This is a genomic window from Micromonospora sp. NPDC126480, from assembly GCF_040302465.1.
Taxonomy (GTDB): domain Bacteria; phylum Actinomycetota; class Actinomycetes; order Mycobacteriales; family Micromonosporaceae; genus Micromonospora.
Window position 1 is genome coordinate 245,574 of the sequence record NZ_JBEORU010000001.1, and the last position, 19,082, is coordinate 264,655.

Sequence of the window (19,082 nt, forward strand, 5' to 3'; positions counted from 1 at the left end):
CGCGGTGGTCCGGTTGGCTGTACTTGTGACTGATGCGATGGTCCGACAAGCCAGCCTCTGGCAGGACGCCGTCCGGCTGCTTCTGCTGATCAACGCAGCGGCCAAGCCGGTGGGCGGGGACAGCGAAGCCCCGATAGACGCCGTGGGCGTCGTCCATACACAGGTGCGGCTGCAGAAGCTGGACTTCTGGGTCCGCTATCCGGACTACCTCGCTAACGAGTTGCTCAACGAGTACCAGGCCAACCCCGACTCGCCGGGCCTGCTGGACGAGGCAGAACGCATCTTGTCCTCGCAGGAGCCGGACCTCCGCCGCTTTCCCATGCTGCGCCACCGGTTCGGCGCCTTCGAGCAGTTGGACAACGCCCTGTCCGTTCTCGTCGAGAAGGGACTCGCGCGCAAGCACGACCGCCTCGGCGAGAAGCGGGTCATCCAGCACAACTACTACCTGCTTGAGAAGGGGCAGGCGACGGCGGGGGGCCTGCTGGCGGAGGCGCCCTCGCTGGCCTGGTACAGCGAGCGGACCAACACCGTGGTAGCCCTCGTCGACGGTCTGGGCGGCAGTCACATCAAGGACCGCCAGTACCTGCAGCGCGAGTACGCCGCTACCCCCATCGGCTCGTACATCCCGCCGATTACTGAGCAGGCACGCCGCCGGCTCACCGCGATTCGAGCCACTCTTCCGGCCCAGCCGAGCGTCGGGGAGCTGATCCGATGACCGCCACAGCGAGCACGGCCACGCCAACCTGGACACCGCCCAGCCCCGGCGAGCTGCTGGCCGCCGCAGCGGCGAAGTCCTCAGCGACGGTCGAAGAGGTGGAGACTGTGCTGCGGGAAGCCGGCATTCGGCTCCCCAGCCCGATCCCGCCGCATCGACGTATCAAGGCACTGCGGCTGCGCGTCGACGGCGTCAAGAAGAACGGGGAGCAGATCAAGGTCGACCAGCGTCTGGATACCGGTGTCTGGGCGATCATGCACCCGAGCAACTCCGCCGGTAAGACCAGCTTGCTGGAGTTTCTCGTCTGGGCGCTGCGTGGACGCCCGCGCGATCTCCCTAAGCACGTCAAGGCGTGGGTACGGCGCGTCGCTGTCGATGTCATCGTCAGTGGCCAGTACGTCCGCGTGGTGCTGACTCAGGACGTGTCGACAGGGCGGCCCCACGTGAGCGCGGTGCTGTTGTCGGCAGATACCGAGGATCAGCTGCTCACCGTCGCCGACGACGCGCTGCACACATTGGTCGCCGCCCGTGGCGAGGAGCCGGTGGAGCAGCTCCTCGGGGCCTTCATGCGCGAGTCCCTCGGGTTGGACTACACGGAGCTGTGGGACAAGACCGGAGGGCTCGACGGCGAGGGCGCCGGCCAGGTGCACGGCTGGCCGGCCTACTTCGGCGCGTGCTACCTCAACCCAGGTGGGGACAAGCTCCTATTCGGCGACGTGCAGTCGCTCTCGGCGAAGCTGCTGGAGCTGTTTATCGGCATCCCGTACGCCTCGCTCCTGACTCACCTCTCAGCAGCAAAAAAGCGGTACACGAAGTCGACGAATCAGGCCGCTCATCGGGCAACCCAGGACCGATCGGCACGCCGGGAGGAGCGCGAGCGTTGGCAGCGGGAGCTGGACGATGCTCGCCGCCGGTTGGGCGAAGTGCAGCAGGCTGTGAGCCCCCGAGCGGAGGCGACGCTAGCGGCCGTCGACGCCTCCCTCGCGGACCTACGCGCCGCGAGAGAGGCGCACGCGGCTGCCGAGGACGCGCACCGAGCCGCTGAACAGGTCTGGTTGTTGGCCGAACAGCAGGTGATGGACGCCAAGGAGACGGAGGAGGCTCGGCGCGTGCTGGGCCGGCTGCGACCGACCTGCTGCTCACGCTGCGAGATGCCCTTCGAGGCGGACCGATACGCTGGCGAGCGCCAGGATGCCTCCTGCGCTGTCTGCACCCGTCCGCTGCCATCGGTGGACCCTGAGCTCGCCGCCGCTAGGCTCGCCGAACTTGAGGCGCAGTTGGAAGCCGGCCGGGAGGCGCGCCAGCAGGCCAGGATGAAGCTCGATGCCCACGCCGATGCCTTGGCGCAGGCCCAGCACCGCCACGCAGTCGCCGTCGCCGACCTGAACGAGGTCAGTGTCGGCCGGGCGTATCAGTCGATGCGCGAACTCGAACTCACGGTGGCGCGGCGGGAGGGCCAGCTACAGGCCACTGGGTCGGACTATGACGGCGTGCCGACACCACCGGATCCCGCCGGCAAGATCCTCAACGATGTCCACACCGTGGTGGAAGGCGTGGTCAAGACCGCGGCGCAGCATCTCTTCCCGGACCTGAACCGTCATATCGTCGATCTCGCGCGCAGCTTCGGAGTCGCAGACCTCGACTCGGTGAACGTCCAGCGCAACGGCAACATCAACGCGGTTAAGGACGGTGAGAGAACACCCTTCGATGACTTCAGCCGAGGCGAGCGCCTGCGCATGCGGATCGCCACCGTGATCGCCCTGCTGCGGATCAGCACTCGGCGAGGTGCCGCGTCCCACCCCGGATTGTTGCTCATCGATGCTGTCGGGGCGGAGGAGGTAACGACGGAGCCGGGACGCAAGCTGATAAAGGCACTGGTAGAGCTGGCGGACGAACTGCCCACGCTGCAGATCGTCCTCACGACGGCCACCCCGTCGCTGATCGAGGGTTTGCTGCCCGACGACCGGGTCATTACCACCGACAGCGACCATATGTTTTAGCTGTGGAACATGATTTGCTAAGCCGGGCGCCCGAACCCGACCAGCGCCGTCAACCCGGGGGAGCGTGCGATGAGTATCGTCGAGAACGCCCTCGCAGAGTGGGCTAAAGCAGCCGCCCCCGAGCAGCTAGACCGAGGCCCAACGATCACCGACCTCGGCGGTCTGGGTGTCCTGCTTGACGAGGCGCCGTCCCTGGCACGCGGACCTCACTTGCCTTACCTGCTCCGGGCTGTGGCGCAGGCCCCGACGCAGCTATCTGAGGCCGCGCTCAAGGCGCTGACCGCTGCCATCGAGGCAGGGATCCGCGACCCCTTTGCGGCCTGGGTTCTCGCCGAGGCTCTCGACACCTTGTACCAGCATCCCGACCTGATGAGCCGGTACAGCAAGAACACCGCTGCCGCCCTGGCACGCCATGCAGCCGACGCTCTGCAGGGCAACCGCGACCCGGCGTACGCCCACCCCGCGATCGCCGGGTTGCTGCAGCTGTCCATCAGCGGGCACGCCAACCCTCACCGGGTTCTGCTGGTGCTCACCGAGATCGACGGCACCGAACCCATCGAGGCGTTGGAACGCCTGCCCCTGCTCATCGGGGTGGCGCACGACCACTACGGCGAGGGTCAACTCATCACGGTGTTGCAGACACTTGAGCAGCACCCTGGCCTTCCGCCGGCCGCCCGCAACGACGCTCGGTACGAGCTTGCCGTGGTCGCCCTGCGTGCCGGCCTGCGCTCTGCGGACCGGGCGGAGGTGACACGACTGCTGCGTGACGCCGCGATGCTCATGCACCGCGTCGACGCCGCACAAGAAGCTCGTCTCGACGCGCGAGCCTATGGCCTCGCCCTCGACGCCGTGCTCCTGTTCGCCGGCCTCGACTCAGGCCCCGCGCCGGCCATCCGCGACCGCATCGCCACCAACGCCCACTCCCTCAGCGCCGTGGTCACGCAGCGGGCCGCGTGGTCTTGCCGAATGCACCAACCGCGCTGGCTAGAAGCGCGCGGAAACATCGAGGCAGCTTGGGCTCGGCTCGTGACGACTCTGACGAGCGCCGCGACGCACCTGCACGAGCCTAGCTGGTACCACGCCAGCACCGTGCTCACCGGCGTCCTACAGGTCTACGAAGCCAGTCGGGCCGTCTACAGCCACCCCCCTGAGATGGGTGGCCTCGAAACCCTCGTATCGCCTCCGGTGGAAGCCGCGTTCATCCACGAGCTGGGCCTGCTCCACCACCTGGATCAGGCGCTCGAAGTCGATCCCGACCTGGCGGCGCATCCCGACGCCCGCCGCCTGGCCGACGCCATCAGCGTTCGCCGAGCCGCCCTCGGCACCGGATCACCCGCGGAGCCGCCGGGAAAACCGGCGGCCGAGCAGCCGGTGTTGGAGCTGCTCGCCGCCGTTGAGGACCCAGACCTTCAGCAGCGCCTACGCAAGCAGGTGCTCGACTGGGAGCGCGGGTATGCACTCACCGGCAGCATCACGCTCGATCGACAACTCCAGCGACTTCACGCCGAGCTTAGCCGGAGCTCCGCATGGACCCCACCGGCAAGCATGCACTTCACCGTCCTCCTGACGCACATCCTGCAATTCCTGTACGACCGCTTCGACGCCCAAGCTGACGTGCTGGGCCAGGTGACGGCCTACCTCGGTCCCGCCCCACCAGGAAAACCCTGGAAGGAAAAGGCATTGCAGGACGACTGTCTGCAGTACCTGAAGAGCAGACTGCCGATCGGCACGGTGCAGCGCGAGCTGGTGGATGTGGCATCCGGCCGCACCGACATCACCTACACCCCGGAACCTGGGATGCGATTCGTCGTCGAGGTGAAACGTCACCTCACCGCTTGGACGCCGACCAGCCTGGAGGACAAGTACATCGCCCAGGCGGCCAACTACACAGTCACGGCCGCGCCGTTCAGCATTCTGCTTGTCGGTGACCACAGCAGCCACAACAGCGGCTACCGCGACGTCGAGGACAGTGTGTGGATCCGGCCCTTCGCACGGACGCCCACCGAGACCCCACGCCTGATCATCATCGGCGTACTGCCGATCGGCCGGCCAACTCCCTCTGATCTGCGTGTCGGCAGTACACAGACACTCTCGCGCTGATCGATATCGCCACCTGGCGAACACTTCCTCCTGTGGCCGCTCAACACCTTGTCGGTGGTCGTCATCGCCAACAGAGGCACCACGAGACTTAGTATTCCGCAGTGGCAACGATCTCGGAGAACGCTGACACCTTCTGCAGGATGGTCGAGGCGCGTTCGCGCGAACATCACCAAGCAATGCAGGTCGCCCTAGGAAACGGCTGGTTGGCGATCGCTGGCAGTGTCCTACGCATGGAGTTGGACTCCATGATCCGAGTCATCTACCTCCGCCAGACTCCAAACGCACGGGAGCGCATCCTTGCCTCCTGCATCGCAGGCGAGGGGTTCAAGGATGGCCAAACGCGAATTCCCGATAGAGCGATGGTCGAGGTTGCTACCCGTGTCAACGGGTGGGTCCGAGCGGTGTACGACTTCGGAAACATGTTTGTGCACCTCACCAACATGCACGATTACGCCGCAGTCGACCCGTTTCAGGTGTATGAGTGCCGCGGAGATGTCCTTGGGTTCCTCAACCACTACCATCGCGGCAAAGCCGCCAGCGGGCCGCTCGGCGACAACGCCACGCTTCGCGACGTCGCCGCGTATGCACCGCACGTGTTAGACAAGATCACTTCGAATCTGGTTGGGTACGCGGAGGATCTACGTGCACAGGTCTCACGCTAGTTGTCAGTGCGGTGGCTGGGTCCTTGCTTCGGCTTGTAGGTCGGCCCGCTAGGTCCGGGAGCGTGGCTCTCGGCGCAGCTGCGCAACGGATTGTCAGGGAGGAAGCTTAGCCTCGACGACCGGCGCGCGACGGCCGATCATGTTCCGGCCGTACCCGCTCGGCTACCGGACCGCCCACCGCTTCGTGGTCGGCCAGGACACGTCATGGCGTTCTGGCGCGGACCGTTTGGCGGAGCTCGTCCATTTCGGTCGGTCGATGCGGCTGCAGCGGCACAACTTCGCAGCTTAGAGTTCGACCATGCCCGAATCAGCAGAACGTATGTACGAACCTCCGGACCAGGCTGTCGCGCTTGGTCTCGTGGACGCCTTGATTGGGCGGACGCTCCGGGATCTTGAGGAGCTAGTGCAACTGAGAGCCGAGCTGACGGGCGAGGACCCCTTTGGTGATCGGCATCGGCAGCGCGTTCAACGAGAGGAGGCCTACGCGGATCTTGAGCGCAGGCGGGTTGAGGCCAGGCAGCGAGACCCCGAAGGGTGGGCCGCGGCCAATGCCTGGGCCCGGGAGATGCTGCAGCGCGCTCGTCGGCGCAGGGACAACACGCGTCCCCCAAGCGTTCAGATCGCTACGGATCTGGTAGCCCGCTTGCGTCAAGTGCGTCAAACGGAAACCGACGCGCAGCGGGCGCGGTTGCGGCGTATGCGCTCCGAGACTGGACCGTGAAGGAGATCCACTAGGCCGGTCAACGCATATAATCGCATATTTCGGAGCCGGTGATTATGCGTCTTTATGCGACCGACCTGGCTGGGTACTTTGTCCGGCTCAACCACCTTTGCCAAATTTGAGCGAGACGCTAGAGCTTGCTCGTATCGTCGCATTGGCACGTACGTTTGGCTCTATCGGAGGCAGTGGTGAGGGCTGTCCAAATGAGGCACGGTCGCAGGTTGGCGCCCGCGTTGCGTAGCGGGGACGGCAGCCGCACTGCGGTACTCCGCCGTCGAAGGTTGGCTGCAGTGGTGCTTCCTCAGGACGGTGAGGCATTCGGATCATGGCTTGAGCGCTGCGCCTGCGACCAGGGCGTCCCTGCCGGTATCGCCGCCATCTCGCTCGGCATACCGCTCCGCACTGGCCGCGGCGATGTCTATCCTCGCTTCTTCGGCATCCTCTTGACGGGTCCAGCCCAGACGGAGGCGGCGTTGGCCACGGGACTGTCCGTAGAGACTCTCAGGGCGATGCACCTAGCACGGTTCTCCGGCACCGCCTTGGACCTCGCTGGCCTGAATATCGACGACGAACGCAGCGTGCAGCCGGTGGCTAACCGAGAGTGGGCGTTGTTTCATGCGAGCCGAGCGTGTCCACCGTGCTTGTCCGAGAGCGGCGGCGCATGGAAGTTGTGGTGGCGCCTAGGTTCTGCCGCGGTTTGCCCCGCTCATCGCCTGCTGCTCGTCGACACCTGCGCCGCCTGTGGCATCAGGCTGCGTCGGGGATACCAGGGACGGCCGCGCGGCTTGTCGATGGTTGCTCCGCCCGATCCTCTTGTGTGCGGCAATCACACCAGCGCCGGCCGTTGTTCTCAGCAGTTGGCGGACCTGCCGGCAACTCCTGTGCCACATTCGCTCGTCGCAGCCCAGCTCAGGGTCCTGAACGCCGCGTTTGGACAAGAATGCTCGATCGGCGGCGCCCCAGTTACGCCGGCTACCTGGTTACATACCCTTCGCTACCTGGCCGCGTTCGTCCGGTTCGCCGCCACCGATGAGGAAGTGGCCGACGCCTGCACCGACGATCCCTACATCTTGGAGGAGTTCCTCGCCGAGCGGGAGGCCCGCGAGAAGGTGAGGGCTGGATCGCCGGCGGTCCTGAGCCAAATGCCCGCCACAGCAGGCAGGGCGGCGGCGTTGCTGGCAATGGCGGATCGGGTGCTGAGAGCACCAGACAATCAGGGTGCCCTAGCGTCCCTGCGCCCCCTCGCGCAGGCAGCAGCAAACCGTCGTCGGGCTGACCGCCACAACCCGCTTCGCGCCCTGGCCCCGCCGCGGCTGTTGGCTGGTCTCCTTGCGCAAGTCACTCCGACCGCGTCGCGCGTAGCGGGCAGGGCCGTCCTGGCTACCGCTCAGCGGCCGCGGGACCTGGAGTTCCGACACATCCCACACGTGGTCCCTCTAGGGGACTACCTCTCATTCATCGCCCCTCAGGTCAAACAAGGAGCAGCCATCAAGGGGCAACAGCTGACCGCACTGGCCCTTGCTCGGCTCATCGGGGCAAACAGCTGGGCAGACGCTGCGAGCAGGATCGGCACTAACCGCCGGACTGCGGTAGTTGTTGCCGACCGGGCGGTACGCCGGGTCCTCGATCCCCCAGCCTTCTGGACCGCAGTCCTCGCGCTAGCGCAGGCCATGGCAGACCGTGGGTTGACCGACTATGCCGCCCGCCGAACAGCGCTGGCTGGCATCATGACGGTCCCCGCTCACGTTCTTCAGCTGAGCAGCGGGTGTGTGACGGATGAGCGCCGACGTCATGCTGCCGCCTGGGTCTGGCAGCGGTTGACAGCCGGTGACGTCCGAGAAGCGCCCTCCTACTCGAGCTGGCCGGCTGCGGGCGCCTCTCTGAGGGAGGGCTACCGACGGTTCCTCGGGCGGCTAACACCTGACACAAGCGCTGCTCTCCTTGCCTGGGGTGGGCAACTCCTCGAGGGCGAGCGTAGCCAGTGAATCCGCAGAACTCTCGCCTCCTGCGGCGAGTCAATCGACGCAGCCCGGCGCCAACAATCACCTACCGGGACCAGGGCGGTGTTGAGCGAACCATCTCGATCGCGGAAGCAGCCAATGTGCCGTTCGAAACGTGTCAGCCCATCCGTCGAATTCCCCGCTACGAAAACTCTAGACACACTCCAGGTCGATACTGGTCGGCAACGACTCGTACCCTCATCGGGTACGAAAGCTATTTGGAGTCGAAGTGGATGACCTTGCTGGACTTCGACTCGGAAGTGGCCGCATTCACTGGGCAACCGTTTCGGATCGAAGGCCGCGACCCAGGCGATGTCTGGTCCCATACCCCGGACATATTTTCCCGGAAGGTCGACGGCTCGGTGCAGTTGATCGACGTGAAGAACCCGCACCGGCTAGATGACTCAGACGTTCTGTTGCAAGCGCGCCGCACGACAGCGCTGTGTCAGGGTCTGGGTTGGGAATACCAACTTGTGGGCGATATGGAACCCCAGCGATGGGAGAACATTTACTGGCTATCCGCATTTCGCCGACCTCTACAGGCTTCGGCTGAATTGATCCCCGCTCTCCTCGCGAGAGCAAGCAAGCCCATCTCTATACGGTCCCTACTGGGTCAAATGCCGGTCCCGGACGTGGCCCGACCGGTCATGTTTCATCTGTGCTGGCGCCAGAGCCTGGTCTTCGACCTCGATGAGCCGTTACGTCAAACCACCTTGGTCCACACGTCTGAAGACTGCCAGGAGGTGGCGGAGTGAGTTTGCCGCTTCGTCTGGTCCTAGGAACGTGGATCGAATTCGAAGACGAACGCCACTGTATTGACGGATTCATCGACTGTGGGGTTCGGCTACGCGGTGAAAGCGGGCGCTTCCAGATCATCATCACGGCAACACTCATGTCTCATCCAACCTTCCGCGCGGACGTTGCCCAGCCGCCTCAACTTGAGGATGCAGCAGGACTCGAGGCGCACGCCGTCCTGGATGGGCTTCCTGACAACGAACGCGCACGTGCTTTGGTCCTTGAAGCGCACCTGCAGGAAGTCACAACCGGCTACCGCTCTGGTGATGAGGAAACGAGGCGGCCCGACGAGCCCCGGCCGCCGTACGCGCCGGATCGCAGTCAGAGTGAACGCGTGACAAGCAAGGCGGAGGAGCTAGGCATGACCTCCCGGCGTGTGTGGCAGCTGTTGACCGCTTGGCGTCGCTACGGGCTTTGGGGGCTGGTCGATAAGCGCAAGGTCAGACCCCGCAACCCAATTGCAAACCTGGACGCGCGGGTAGTTGAAGCGGTGCGCCAGCAGGCCGCTGCCGAGATCGAGGACTCTGCGGCGACTATCGGCAAGCGCTTCCGGCGGCGAGTTCAGAACCGGCTTGACGCCATCCATGGCGCGGGAGTGGTTGCCATGCCGCCTGAGAGCACCTTCTACCGAGCCGTCAAGGCCCTACTCAGCCGTCCACCGTCCGGCCCAACTGCCACTCGTCGCACGCAGGCGAACCAGCCCGACCGCACCTTCGGCCACGTAACCGCGCAGCGTGCTGGCGAGGTGGTCATGATGGACACCACGCGTCTCGACGTGATTGCGTACGACCCAGGGGCTGACATCACGGTGTCCGTGGAACTCACCATAGCCCTCGATGTCGCAACCCGATCGATTCTGGCCTGGCGGATCACGCCCATCGGCACGAAGGGCGTGGATATCGGGTTGCTCCTCGCCGACGCGATGATGCCCGAACCGCTGCGGCCCGGATGGCCCGACTCGCTCCGCTTCTCGATGCTGAGGGTGCCGTATCAGCGTTTGCTTGAAATCGACGAGCGACTGAGGGCTGCCGCGGCCCGGCCAGTCATCTTCCCGGAGACCATCCTCATAGACCTCGGCAGGAACTACCAGTCGGACGTTACGATCCGCGCATGTGAGCGGCTCGGCATCAGCGTGCAGGACGCGCGCAAGCTCAAGGCGACCGACAAGCCCGAGGTCGAGAGCTGCTTTAGAACGATCCGGCAGCAGTTCAGCGAACACGTTGCCGGCTACAAGGGCTACGACGTTGCCCATCGAGGTCGCAACGTCGAGGACACGGCACGCTGGAGCATCGCAGAGCTCGAGGAGTTCTTCGCCGAGTACGTCGTGGCGGTCTACCAGCGACGGCACCACAGGGGTCTCGTCGTACCCGGGCATCCAGAGCTACGGCTCTCACCAAACGAGGCCTATGCCCGAGCCGTCGCCAGCACCGGCTACGTCGCCTGCCCCCGCGACCCGAACACCTACTACCACCTGCTTCCGATCGAGTGGCGCACGATCCAGCACTATGGCGTCGAAATCGATCACCTGACCTACGACGGGGACATACTCCTTCGCTATCGCCGTACGGAATCGCCCTACCCCGGCAGGTACGCGGGCAGGTGGCCGATCCGCCACGATCCACGCAATCGGCTGCACGCCTACTTCCATGACCCGGCCGACGGCACCTGGCATCTCCTGCGCTGGACCCACGCGACAGACGACCACCTACCGTTCACGGACCTCAGCCTGCGCGAGGCAAAGCGGCTCCTGGCCTCCCAGGGCCGGAGACCACAAGATCAAGAGGAGGTGGCGGCGGCGCTGCGCGACCTGCAGAACCGAACCGATGCACCGGAGTCGTGGACCCGGACAGACCGACGACGCCAAGTCCGCGACGCCGAGCGCGCCCGCGCCCAGGCTCGTGATCGTGAGCGGGCGGCCGCGACTGTGAACGAGAGGACGCAAAGCGACGCCGCTGTATCCCCCAGTCCAAACGCCGAGGACGTCCTGCAGCTCGATGACCTCGAAGAACTGAACACCTGGAGCCCGCGTGACATTGGGCGGGTGAACTGATGCACCCTGTGGCCCACGCCGAGCCACGAACGAAGGAAGAGTGGCGCCACTACATCGACTCTGCTCCGCCCGCCCGGCCGGACCTCCCGTCTTACAGCGGCTACCGCTCTCTTTCGCCAGCGCGCCGGCGAGCCCTTAATGAAGCACGAGACCTGTACCACAGCGCACTTGTCATCGTGAACACCAAGCCGATGCAGCGCCTGCACGAGGCCATTAATCGAAGACTGCGAACAAATGCCTGTCAGCCGGCCGGCGCCCGCAGAGGGCTCGTAATCGACGGACCGCCGACCGTAGGAAAGTCGACTCTGGTAAAGATCTTTGCCGCCAACTTTGAGGGGGGCTTAAGAAGCGCACACCCCGAGCGCTTCACACCCGAGCACGTCAACGAAGGGTATCTGGTCGACTACGTGCCTGTGGTCTACATCAGCGTGCCGGCGGAGGCAACCCCCAAGGACCTCTCCATCGCGATCGCCGAATGGCTCAACCATCCCGTCCGGCCTGGCGCTACGAAGACCCACATCACGAACATGGTCCTAAAGGCAATGCGACTCTGTGGCACGGAACTCGTGATTATCGATGACGTCCACTTCCTGAAGCTCTCATCTAAGGAAGGGCAGGTCGTGAATGACCATCTCAAGTACCTAACGAACCATGCGACCGCCACCTTCATCTACACCGGCCACGACTTGAGTGAGTCAGGCCTCTTCCTTGAGGGCCGCGCACGGCACCGAGCGACCCAGACGTCCGGACGGAATTCTCTGTACCAACTCCAACCGTTCCAGATATCAACCGCCGAAGAGCGGCGAGAGTGGGCGTCGGTAGTCAAGGCGATGGAGGATGCGCTCCTGCTCTACCGCCATGAGCCTCGATCGCTCGCGCTGAAGCACTGGCGGTATATGCATGAACGGACCGGTGGAAGTATTGCTGGACTTGCGGAACTGATCCGTGAGTCGGCGATTTATGCATGCGATACCGGAGTGGAGGCCGTTACGCCGGAATTGATGAATGACGTGGTCATCAACGAGGATGCCACTAAGCGATACGCAGAGCTTCTTAAGCGCCGGACCGGAGGCGGATCCAGCCCAAGGCGAAAGCGTTAGCGCACTCAGCAGCATCGTTCCTGTATCATCGGTTCACGACGGAAGCAACAAGGCCAGTTGGTCTGACACAAATGTCTCGACAGGCCCATGCGCCACGCATGCTTCAACCTGAGCCAAAGCTGTGGGATCACCGAAGACCCGCGTTTACCTTTGGGTCGTGGCCTTTGTTGACGCTCCTCGTCGAACCGCGAGTGCTCCAGTCCCCATGGAAGGGGAGTCGTTCGCATCCTGGCTTACGCGGACTGCCGCTCACCTGGAACTGCCGCCAGGCATCGTGGCTAAGCTGCTGGGCCTCGATAGGTTGAAGGGCCCAGGCTTCTGGCCCAGGCTTTTCGGAGTCATTCTGACTCCCGCCGCTCGAGCGAGAGCCTCGGCCGCTTCTGGCCTCTCGCATCGGGAACTCGATGAAATGCATCTGAGCTCATATCACGGCAAAGTGCTCGACCTGGGGGGAATTGTCCCCGATGGGCCGCCTGCCTTGCATCGTTTGTTGCCGTTGCCAGGCGGCGGCGGTTTGAGGTTCATTGAATCCGCCGCACCCGTGCGTCGGGGGCACTACGAGTCGTTTCGACGCTCGGACTGGTGGCTACCGAATGGAACACGTGCCTGCCCCCAATGCGTAGAGGAAACCGGAGGCGCTTGGAAGCTCTCTTGGCGGCTAGGTGCTGTATGCGCCTGCCTCACACATAACGTCCTGCTCTTGGATTTATGTCCAAGTTGCCAACAGGGTTTGGGCTGGAGCGACGGTGGGCGTCCCCGTCTGTCATGCCGCCAGCCCGCCGAGCCGTTCCTGTGTGGCAACATTCTCAGCTCGCAACGGCACAACTCTGGACAGCGGTGTCGGTGCCAACAGAGAGTGGATCGGTTGGCTACCGTGCCGATGCCGGATGCTGTGTACAAGCCACTCCAGACTTATCTCCGCGCCGCCCGCGGACATTCGATTGCAGTTGGGGGCATGGAGGTGCCGGCCCGACAATGGAACCAAACATTCTTGCTAGTTGCTCAGATGGCGTGGAGGGCTCTTCTCAGTGCTCCTGAAAAATGCGGAGCGAAGTTACCCGAGTTGTGCGTTAAAGCGTTAGCAGCCATGCCGAAACCGTCTTCTGCGGGCACCGTGCAAGCTGCCTCCCTCCTGGAGGGACCCCCACCCAACACCGCGCTCACGGCCGCGGTCGTGGCGATAGCAGGTGAAGTTTTGTCCTTGCCGAACCAGGATGATGTCAGCGACGGAATCGCGCAGTTGGCGGAGTCCGCCTTCAAAACTCCGATGAATCAGGTGCTCCGCGACCTAGCTCTCCTGCATCGGTTGCCGCCTAACGAGCGCGCCGCGTATCGGAAATCGGTCGGATCCATGTACAGGCGGGCTAGTGATTGGAGGAGCCAGTAGCTCAACACAGCCACCGTGAGTCGCGGCATGTCGCCGCCGGACACGGCTCATCCCAGATTGGGTCCAAGTAGCACCAGGCCGGGAGACAACCGCGCAGCTCTCATTCGCGAGGCCTGTATGCCCATCCCGACGTTCCCACTAGGCGGTGTCCGGAAGGCGTCGAACACGCCGTCGATGCTGCCGACTGCGGCCAACAGGTGGCCGAGGTGCCTCGATTCGGCGATCTCAAGGCTGGATCGGGTCGCCGTAACTCGGTCCCGGGTGGTGGTGACCGTCGCCGAGAGGGTGTTGAGCTGCTCGTCGGCCCGCCGTACCACGCTGGGTAGCGGAAGCGGCCGTGTGCCGGTCAGAGGCCGGCCAGCGTCGCCTCGACCTTCTTCGCCAGGGACGGCTTCACCTTCTCCGACACCCGTACCACCACATCCTGGTATCCCACGGTGCCGTAGCCGCCGACCGCGCAAGGGCGCCCGAAGGCTCTTCGTTCGGAGGGTGCAGCGTGCAGCGGGCTACTGCGCTCCTGCCCGAGTACCGGCTAGCCTCAAGCCGCGACGGTCGGCGTTACTCCGGTCCGTCGTCACCCGGACGATCCGCTTTGGACGCGCCCCCGTCGACGAACTATGTGGAACCGTAGGCGACAATGTACCTGTGACCGCAGATGACCGGCTGATTTGCATCTATGCGTTACCCCAGGCCCTCCTCATTTCCGATGAGATACTTGGCGATACATATCAGGTCCAAGTCGGTGGCAGGAGTGCCGTACTGCATCTGCCCACCCAGGCACCTGATTCAGACGACCTTGCTGCACCAGCCGTACTGGGCGCCGAGGAGCAGATAGCGGATTTGCAGGCAAGGCAAGACATCTGGGGCACCCTGCTGCCCGGCGAGCCGTTCACGAACGACGGCGCACACTTGCGCGCGGTAGTGATCATCGTGAGTTGTTCGACGAATGAGGTGCAGCCGGTCGCCGAGGAATTGCCTGACACACTAACTGAGTGGTTCAAGCGGCTTCGGGCGTGGGTTCGGGTGCTAGTGAACCAGCCCTTGCGACACACTCCACCGATTCATAACCGTGGGCACGGACTCACGGTTTTTCACAAAGCCGGCACTGAGGCCGTGGAACGCGTGTCATTCCGTCAGTGGATCCGAGCGGTCCGCCGTGAACGCGAGGCCTTATCGTGTGACCTCTGGACCGTCGCTTTGAAAGCCGTCTCGGCTAGCGAGCTGCCGGCCCCCGCTCACACCTTTCTTGCTGATGCTCGTGAAGCCTTAGATGCCGGAGATCCTCGAAGGGCAGTGCTCGATGCCGCGACCGCCGCAGAACTTGCGCTAGCCCACCTGTTCGACAGCGCTCTGGACGCGCTTGATCCTCGCATTCGAGGAGCCATCATCGGCGAACGCCGCACGCTCGGAAGCTACGTTACCACGATCGCGAATGCCGGTATGTTGCCTCAGGGGGTTACGCGAGATGTGCTCTCGGCCGGGCTGACGCAGGTTCGTAACCTGGCGATTCATAAAGGGCGACCACCAAGCCGCGATCAAGCGCAGACCGCAGTCAACGTCGGAGCCGCTGTGGTCAGTGCCGTCTTTCCTCTCGCTTGAGGGATGTGGGCGTTGATGGCAATTACGGAAGCGCTTGGCTGCTTCGGCAGCCAGATCCTCGGTCCGTTGGGTGGTGATGGTGCTGCGGATGTCCGCCGACCTCAAGGGAAACTCCGCGGTGGAGCACCTCTACGTCGTCGGACGCCGGGTTTGGTGGCCTCAGCATCAGAAGGCAAACAGAAGCCAGTGACTGAGGTCCCCGCTCCTGGGGCTACCGGACGTTGATGAGTTTGCGAGGTCTTCAGGGTCTGTGGTGGTAGGGGGCCGCAGACGCGCACTCCTGCGGCCCCCGTCGAAGTGACGCCGAGCGGGCCGCTGCCCCGGTGGTCAGGAGCTGCAGGTGTTGAGAATGCTGTGCAGGGCGGACTTCTCGGATGACTGGAGGGTGAGGCCCCAGTTGTACTTCACGGTGATCCAGATTTTGCTGTAGGCGCACCGGTACGCCGTCCGGGGTGGCTGCCAGGTGGAGGGGTCCTGGTCGCCCTTGGCCTGGTTGACGTTGTCGGTGACGGCGATCAGCTGGGGGCGGGTGAGGTCGTTGGCGAAGCTCTGTCGGCGGCTGGTGGTCCAGCTGCTTGCGCCGGATCGCCACGCCTCCGCGAGGGGTACGACGTGGTCGCTGTCCACGTCGGAGGCGGCGTACCAGGTTGCGCCGTCGTACGGGCTGTACCAGCGGCCGGAGGTGGCCGCGCAGGAGCTGTCGACCACGACGGAGGTGCCGTCGCGCTTGAGGGCCTGCTCGCGGGTGTTGCACGTCCCGCTGATGGTGATCCAGTGCGGGAACAGGTCGCGGGAGTAGCCGCTCGTCGAGCCCTGCGCCCGGACCGTCAGCGCGTTGAGCTGTGACTGCGCGGTCGCCTCGGACGGAATGCCCGGGGGCGCGGCCAGGACCGGTTGAGCCTCCACCGCCACCAGGCACGCTCCGGCGAAAGCGGCGACAGCCATCGCGGCAACATGCCGCCGCAGTGAGGAGCGAACGAACTTCCGGTTGAATCGCAAGCGGGCCTCCTCGCAAAGGATCGTGGAACGCGACGATCTCCGAGGATCATGTCCATCGAAGGCTGTGGTGGTAAAGAGGCGACGACGCTTTCGCGAAGGCGTTCCTGCCGGCAGCCCGCCCTGCATTGGCAGGTCGACGCCTTGGCCGACGGCTAAGGCGACGCCGAGATTCCAGTAACTGCAGCCTGTCGGCATTCGTTGTCGTGGATCTTTGCTCGTCCGCGACAGGCGGTCCCGCACGATGATCTGAGGGGGCGGACATGACGAGCGTTCACATCTCGCCTGGGCGGTGAGCCCGGCCCGGCGTCGGGCCGAGGCGGCGGAGTCGGTGCTGCGCCGGCCGGTCGCGCCGATGCTCGCCGCGCCGGTTGACGAGGTGCCCGAGGGCCCGCAGCTGGTGCATGAGCCGAAGTGGGACGGGTGGCGGGCGGTCGCCTTCCGGGAGACCGACGGGGTGTACCTGCAGTCCCGGGCCGGCCGAAATCTGACCACCTATTTTCCGGACATCACTCGCGTGATCCGGGAACCATCCCGCCTGGCGTCGTGCTCGATGGCGAGTTGATCGTGTTGGAGCGCGGCCGGACGAAGTTCGCGCGGCTGCAGCAACGCATCACCGCCGGCCGCGGCCTGCTGCGCCTGGCCCGCGAGTGCCCCGCCCACTTCGTGCTGTTCGACCTTCTCGCTGACGTCGGCGGACTTGTGATCCTGGACCTGCCGCTTTCGCAGCGGCGGGACCGGCTCGAGCGTCTGCTCGCCGACGCGCCGGCTCCACTCACCCTCACCCGCAGACCGCGGACATGCGGCAGGTGTCGGACTGGCTGACGCACTGGACCGTCGCAACGGGTGTTGAGGGGGTGGTCAGCAAGCGGTTGAGCGGCCGGTACGAGCCCGGACGGCGAGGCTGGTGGAAGTACCGGACCCACATCACCACGGAGGCGATCGTCGGCGGAGTGACGGGCAGCATCCACGGCCCTGACACTGCGCTGCTGGGCCGGTTCGACCGCCGAGGCACCCTGCGGTACAGCGGTCGCACCCATCCGCTGAACCCGCAACTGCGGGCGGAACTCGCGGCGATGCTCTCCCCCGTTCAGGTGTTGCCCCGCCGCGGCGCCCTGGTCCATCCCTGGCCGCAGCCGCTGCCGGCGTCCTGGTCCGGTCAGCTGGACCGACCAGAACCGTTGCCGTACACGCAGGTGGATCCACCGTCGTGGTGGAGATCGACGCTGACGTGGCGTTCGAGCACCAGCGGTGGCGGCACCGGGTGAGGTACGCGAGGACCCGGCCGGACATGTCGGCCCACGACGTGCCACTGCTGCTCGGCGAGGAGGAGGGGTACTTCGGCGAGCGATGAGGCCCGGACCCGCAGCTGCGCAGGACGCCGTCAGGCAGCCTCATGGCTGCCCGACGTGACGTCTGGCTGCACCAGCTACTCGCCGTCGGATTGTTGCCACCCGCATGGTGCCGCCCGATGGGCGTGGTGGACTTGCTGTCGGACATCGGCTCCCCGCGACTGGGTCTTGGGAGGCAAGAGTGACCGAACCCGTGCAGATCTTCTGGGCGCCGGCGGGCGCCAGTATGCCGTCGCTGGGATCCCGCGCCCTGGTCGACGTGACCGACGGAGACACACCGAACCTACGGATGCCGGTGCGGATGCTCTCGGTGGACACCCCAGAGGTGACCGCCCGGACTGCGCAGCGGGCGAGCGAAATCGACCAGGAGCTCGTGCAGCTGGCGGAATGGATCCACCAGGGCAAGGCGCCGATCGGCTCCGGGCTGGCCGAATTCCTGCTACCCAAGCTGGAGACCGGTCGAGCGGCAAGCCTGCACTTTCAGCAGGGCCAAGCCGCCTCTGCCTTCGGCAAGCAGAACGTCACCACCCGCTTGGCCAGGCCGGGCGGCAAGCCGCGGGGGATCTTCATCCGGATAGCCGACAGCCCGTTCGACAGCAACCACCGATTGCTGGCCTATGTCGCCCCCGACTACAGCGAGAGAGAACGGCGGGAGATCCCCAAGCAGCAGCGACCGACCTTCAATCTCGACCTCGTCAGGGCGGGCTGGGCCGCACCGTTCGTGATCTACCCGTCCATCCCCGGCGCCGAGGACCTTGCCCTGCTGATCCACGCCGCAGCCGAAGCCCGGACTAGTGGGCTGGGAATCTGGGCCAAGGTTGAAACCTTGCTGGCCTACGAGTATCGGGCCATGGAGAAGCTGTTCCAGATCACCCGCCAGAAGGTCGCCAACCAGCCACTTGCGGTTGACGAACGATCCTGGCGCGAGCGGTACTGCGCCGACATGCGCACCCGCACCCTGCACGGCCCCGAGGACTACTTCGGCGTCGACCCGGAGTACCGGCTGTGGATCTGGCCCCAAGACGTCCGCAATGCTGTCAGCCGCCTCAACCTCACACCCGCACCCCGCCTGGTCGCCGCCAGATAGGTTCGGCCTGCCCGTTCGCGCTCAACCTCCGACGGCCTAGTGCCGCTTGGACCTGCTCCTCGTCAACCCGGCCGAAGCCGGCGCTATCGCCGGTCGTACGCGAGAGCGTCAAGGCGGCGGTTCGAGTAGCGGCCGATCTTGGGATCGAGCTGGACCAGCCGATAGCCAGCAGCCTGCAGCTTGGCGCGGATTTCGGTACGACCTTCCCGTTCCTTAGCCATCCGATCCCCCTCCTCCCGGCTCAAGCAAGCCGGGGATCGTATCACGGCACATCTGCCGCTCGGCAACGCAGATCATGGGGGCTGAGTTCCGCCTTGGGGAGTCCGTCACGCACATGCGACGCGACCTCGGCCCGTCGGAGGGCGGCGAGGCCCCGGATCCGGTCCAGCTTCGGGATGGCCAGTAAGGTGACCGATCTCGATCGGCCGCCGGCGACGAGATCTAGCCGTCTTCCGACCAAGCTGTCCCTTGCTGCCGCTCCGCGGCTAAGCACCCAGCGGAGCGCAGGCAATGCCGCA

The 19,082-nt window shown here is 65.1% G+C and carries 16 protein-coding genes; 14 read left to right on the forward strand and 2 right to left on the reverse strand.

Annotated elements, in window-relative coordinates; all coding sequences use genetic code 11:
• Positions 1 to 25: 25 nt before the first annotated feature.
• The 10 genes from ABTW87_RS01190 to ABTW87_RS01235 all read left to right on the forward strand — a co-directional run bounded on the left by ABTW87_RS01190 (position 26) and on the right by ABTW87_RS01235 (position 15,129).
• Positions 26 to 715 (forward strand): hypothetical protein, encoded by a 690-nt coding sequence (locus tag ABTW87_RS01190; RefSeq protein WP_350647331.1) that lies wholly within the window; start codon positions 26 to 28, stop codon positions 713 to 715.
• Positions 712 to 2,715, forward strand: a complete 2,004-nt coding sequence (locus ABTW87_RS01195) for an ATP-binding protein (RefSeq protein ID WP_350647332.1) — start codon at positions 712 to 714, stop codon at positions 2,713 to 2,715. The genes ABTW87_RS01190 and ABTW87_RS01195 overlap by 4 nt, the downstream gene beginning before the upstream one ends.
• Before the next feature lie 69 nt (positions 2,716 to 2,784).
• The gene (locus tag ABTW87_RS01200) at positions 2,785 to 4,815 is read left to right on the forward strand and encodes a hypothetical protein (protein ID WP_350647334.1); all 2,031 of its coding nucleotides are present in this window, start codon (positions 2,785 to 2,787) and stop codon (positions 4,813 to 4,815) included.
• 101 nt (positions 4,816 to 4,916) lie between these two features.
• Positions 4,917 to 5,477 carry a hypothetical protein gene (locus ABTW87_RS01205; protein ID WP_350647335.1) on the forward strand — a complete coding sequence of 187 codons (561 nt, stop codon included), beginning with the start codon at positions 4,917 to 4,919 and terminating at the stop codon, positions 5,475 to 5,477.
• A gap of 924 nt (positions 5,478 to 6,401) precedes the next feature.
• Positions 6,402 to 8,183 carry a TniQ family protein gene (locus ABTW87_RS01210; RefSeq protein ID WP_350647595.1) on the forward strand — a complete coding sequence of 594 codons (1,782 nt, stop codon included), beginning with the start codon at positions 6,402 to 6,404 and terminating at the stop codon, positions 8,181 to 8,183.
• On the forward strand, positions 8,180 to 8,953 hold the full coding sequence (locus ABTW87_RS01215; RefSeq protein ID WP_350647337.1) for a TnsA-like heteromeric transposase endonuclease subunit: 774 nt from the start codon (positions 8,180 to 8,182) through the stop codon (positions 8,951 to 8,953). The genes ABTW87_RS01210 and ABTW87_RS01215 overlap by 4 nt, the downstream gene beginning before the upstream one ends.
• Entirely contained in the window at positions 8,950 to 11,043 is a 2,094-nt protein-coding gene (locus tag ABTW87_RS01220) for a hypothetical protein (protein ID WP_350647339.1), read from the forward strand. Before ABTW87_RS01215 ends, ABTW87_RS01220 begins: the two co-directional genes overlap by 4 nt.
• Before the next feature lie 176 nt (positions 11,044 to 11,219).
• Positions 11,220 to 12,143 carry a TniB family NTP-binding protein gene (locus tag ABTW87_RS01225; RefSeq protein ID WP_350647341.1) on the forward strand — a complete coding sequence of 308 codons (924 nt, stop codon included), beginning with the start codon at positions 11,220 to 11,222 and terminating at the stop codon, positions 12,141 to 12,143.
• 205 nt (positions 12,144 to 12,348) lie between these two features.
• Positions 12,349 to 13,530: a TniQ family protein gene (locus tag ABTW87_RS01230; protein ID WP_350647596.1), complete on the forward strand. Its 1,182-nt coding sequence runs from the start codon at positions 12,349 to 12,351 to the stop codon at positions 13,528 to 13,530.
• Positions 13,531 to 14,175: 645 nt separating this feature from the next.
• Complete coding sequence (locus tag ABTW87_RS01235; RefSeq protein WP_350647342.1) at positions 14,176 to 15,129, forward strand: hypothetical protein; 954 nt, start codon at positions 14,176 to 14,178, stop codon at positions 15,127 to 15,129.
• Between the two features lie 327 nt (positions 15,130 to 15,456).
• On the opposite strand, the gene ABTW87_RS01240 is transcribed toward ABTW87_RS01235, so the two are convergent.
• Positions 15,457 to 16,074 (reverse strand): HNH endonuclease family protein, encoded by a 618-nt coding sequence (locus tag ABTW87_RS01240; RefSeq protein ID WP_350647344.1) that lies wholly within the window; start codon positions 16,072 to 16,074, stop codon positions 15,457 to 15,459.
• Positions 16,075 to 16,417: 343 nt separating this feature from the next.
• On the opposite strand from ABTW87_RS01240, the gene ABTW87_RS01245 reads away from it, so the two are divergent.
• The 4 genes from ABTW87_RS01245 to ABTW87_RS01260 all read left to right on the forward strand — a co-directional run bounded on the left by ABTW87_RS01245 (position 16,418) and on the right by ABTW87_RS01260 (position 18,564).
• Positions 16,418 to 16,690, forward strand: a complete 273-nt coding sequence (locus ABTW87_RS01245; protein WP_350647346.1) for an ATP-dependent DNA ligase — start codon at positions 16,418 to 16,420, stop codon at positions 16,688 to 16,690.
• Positions 16,672 to 16,950 carry an ATP-dependent DNA ligase gene (locus tag ABTW87_RS01250; protein WP_350647348.1) on the forward strand — a complete coding sequence of 93 codons (279 nt, stop codon included), beginning with the start codon at positions 16,672 to 16,674 and terminating at the stop codon, positions 16,948 to 16,950. Before ABTW87_RS01245 ends, ABTW87_RS01250 begins: the two co-directional genes overlap by 19 nt.
• Entirely contained in the window at positions 16,926 to 17,393 is a 468-nt protein-coding gene (locus ABTW87_RS01255; protein ID WP_350647349.1) for a hypothetical protein, read from the forward strand. The genes ABTW87_RS01250 and ABTW87_RS01255 overlap by 25 nt, the downstream gene beginning before the upstream one ends.
• Before the next feature lie 265 nt (positions 17,394 to 17,658).
• Positions 17,659 to 18,564: a thermonuclease family protein gene (locus ABTW87_RS01260; protein WP_350647351.1), complete on the forward strand. Its 906-nt coding sequence runs from the start codon at positions 17,659 to 17,661 to the stop codon at positions 18,562 to 18,564.
• Between the two features lie 83 nt (positions 18,565 to 18,647).
• On the opposite strand, the gene ABTW87_RS01265 is transcribed toward ABTW87_RS01260, so the two are convergent.
• Positions 18,648 to 18,785 (reverse strand): hypothetical protein, encoded by a 138-nt coding sequence (locus tag ABTW87_RS01265; protein ID WP_350647353.1) that lies wholly within the window; start codon positions 18,783 to 18,785, stop codon positions 18,648 to 18,650.
• Positions 18,786 to 19,082 lie beyond the last annotated feature (297 nt).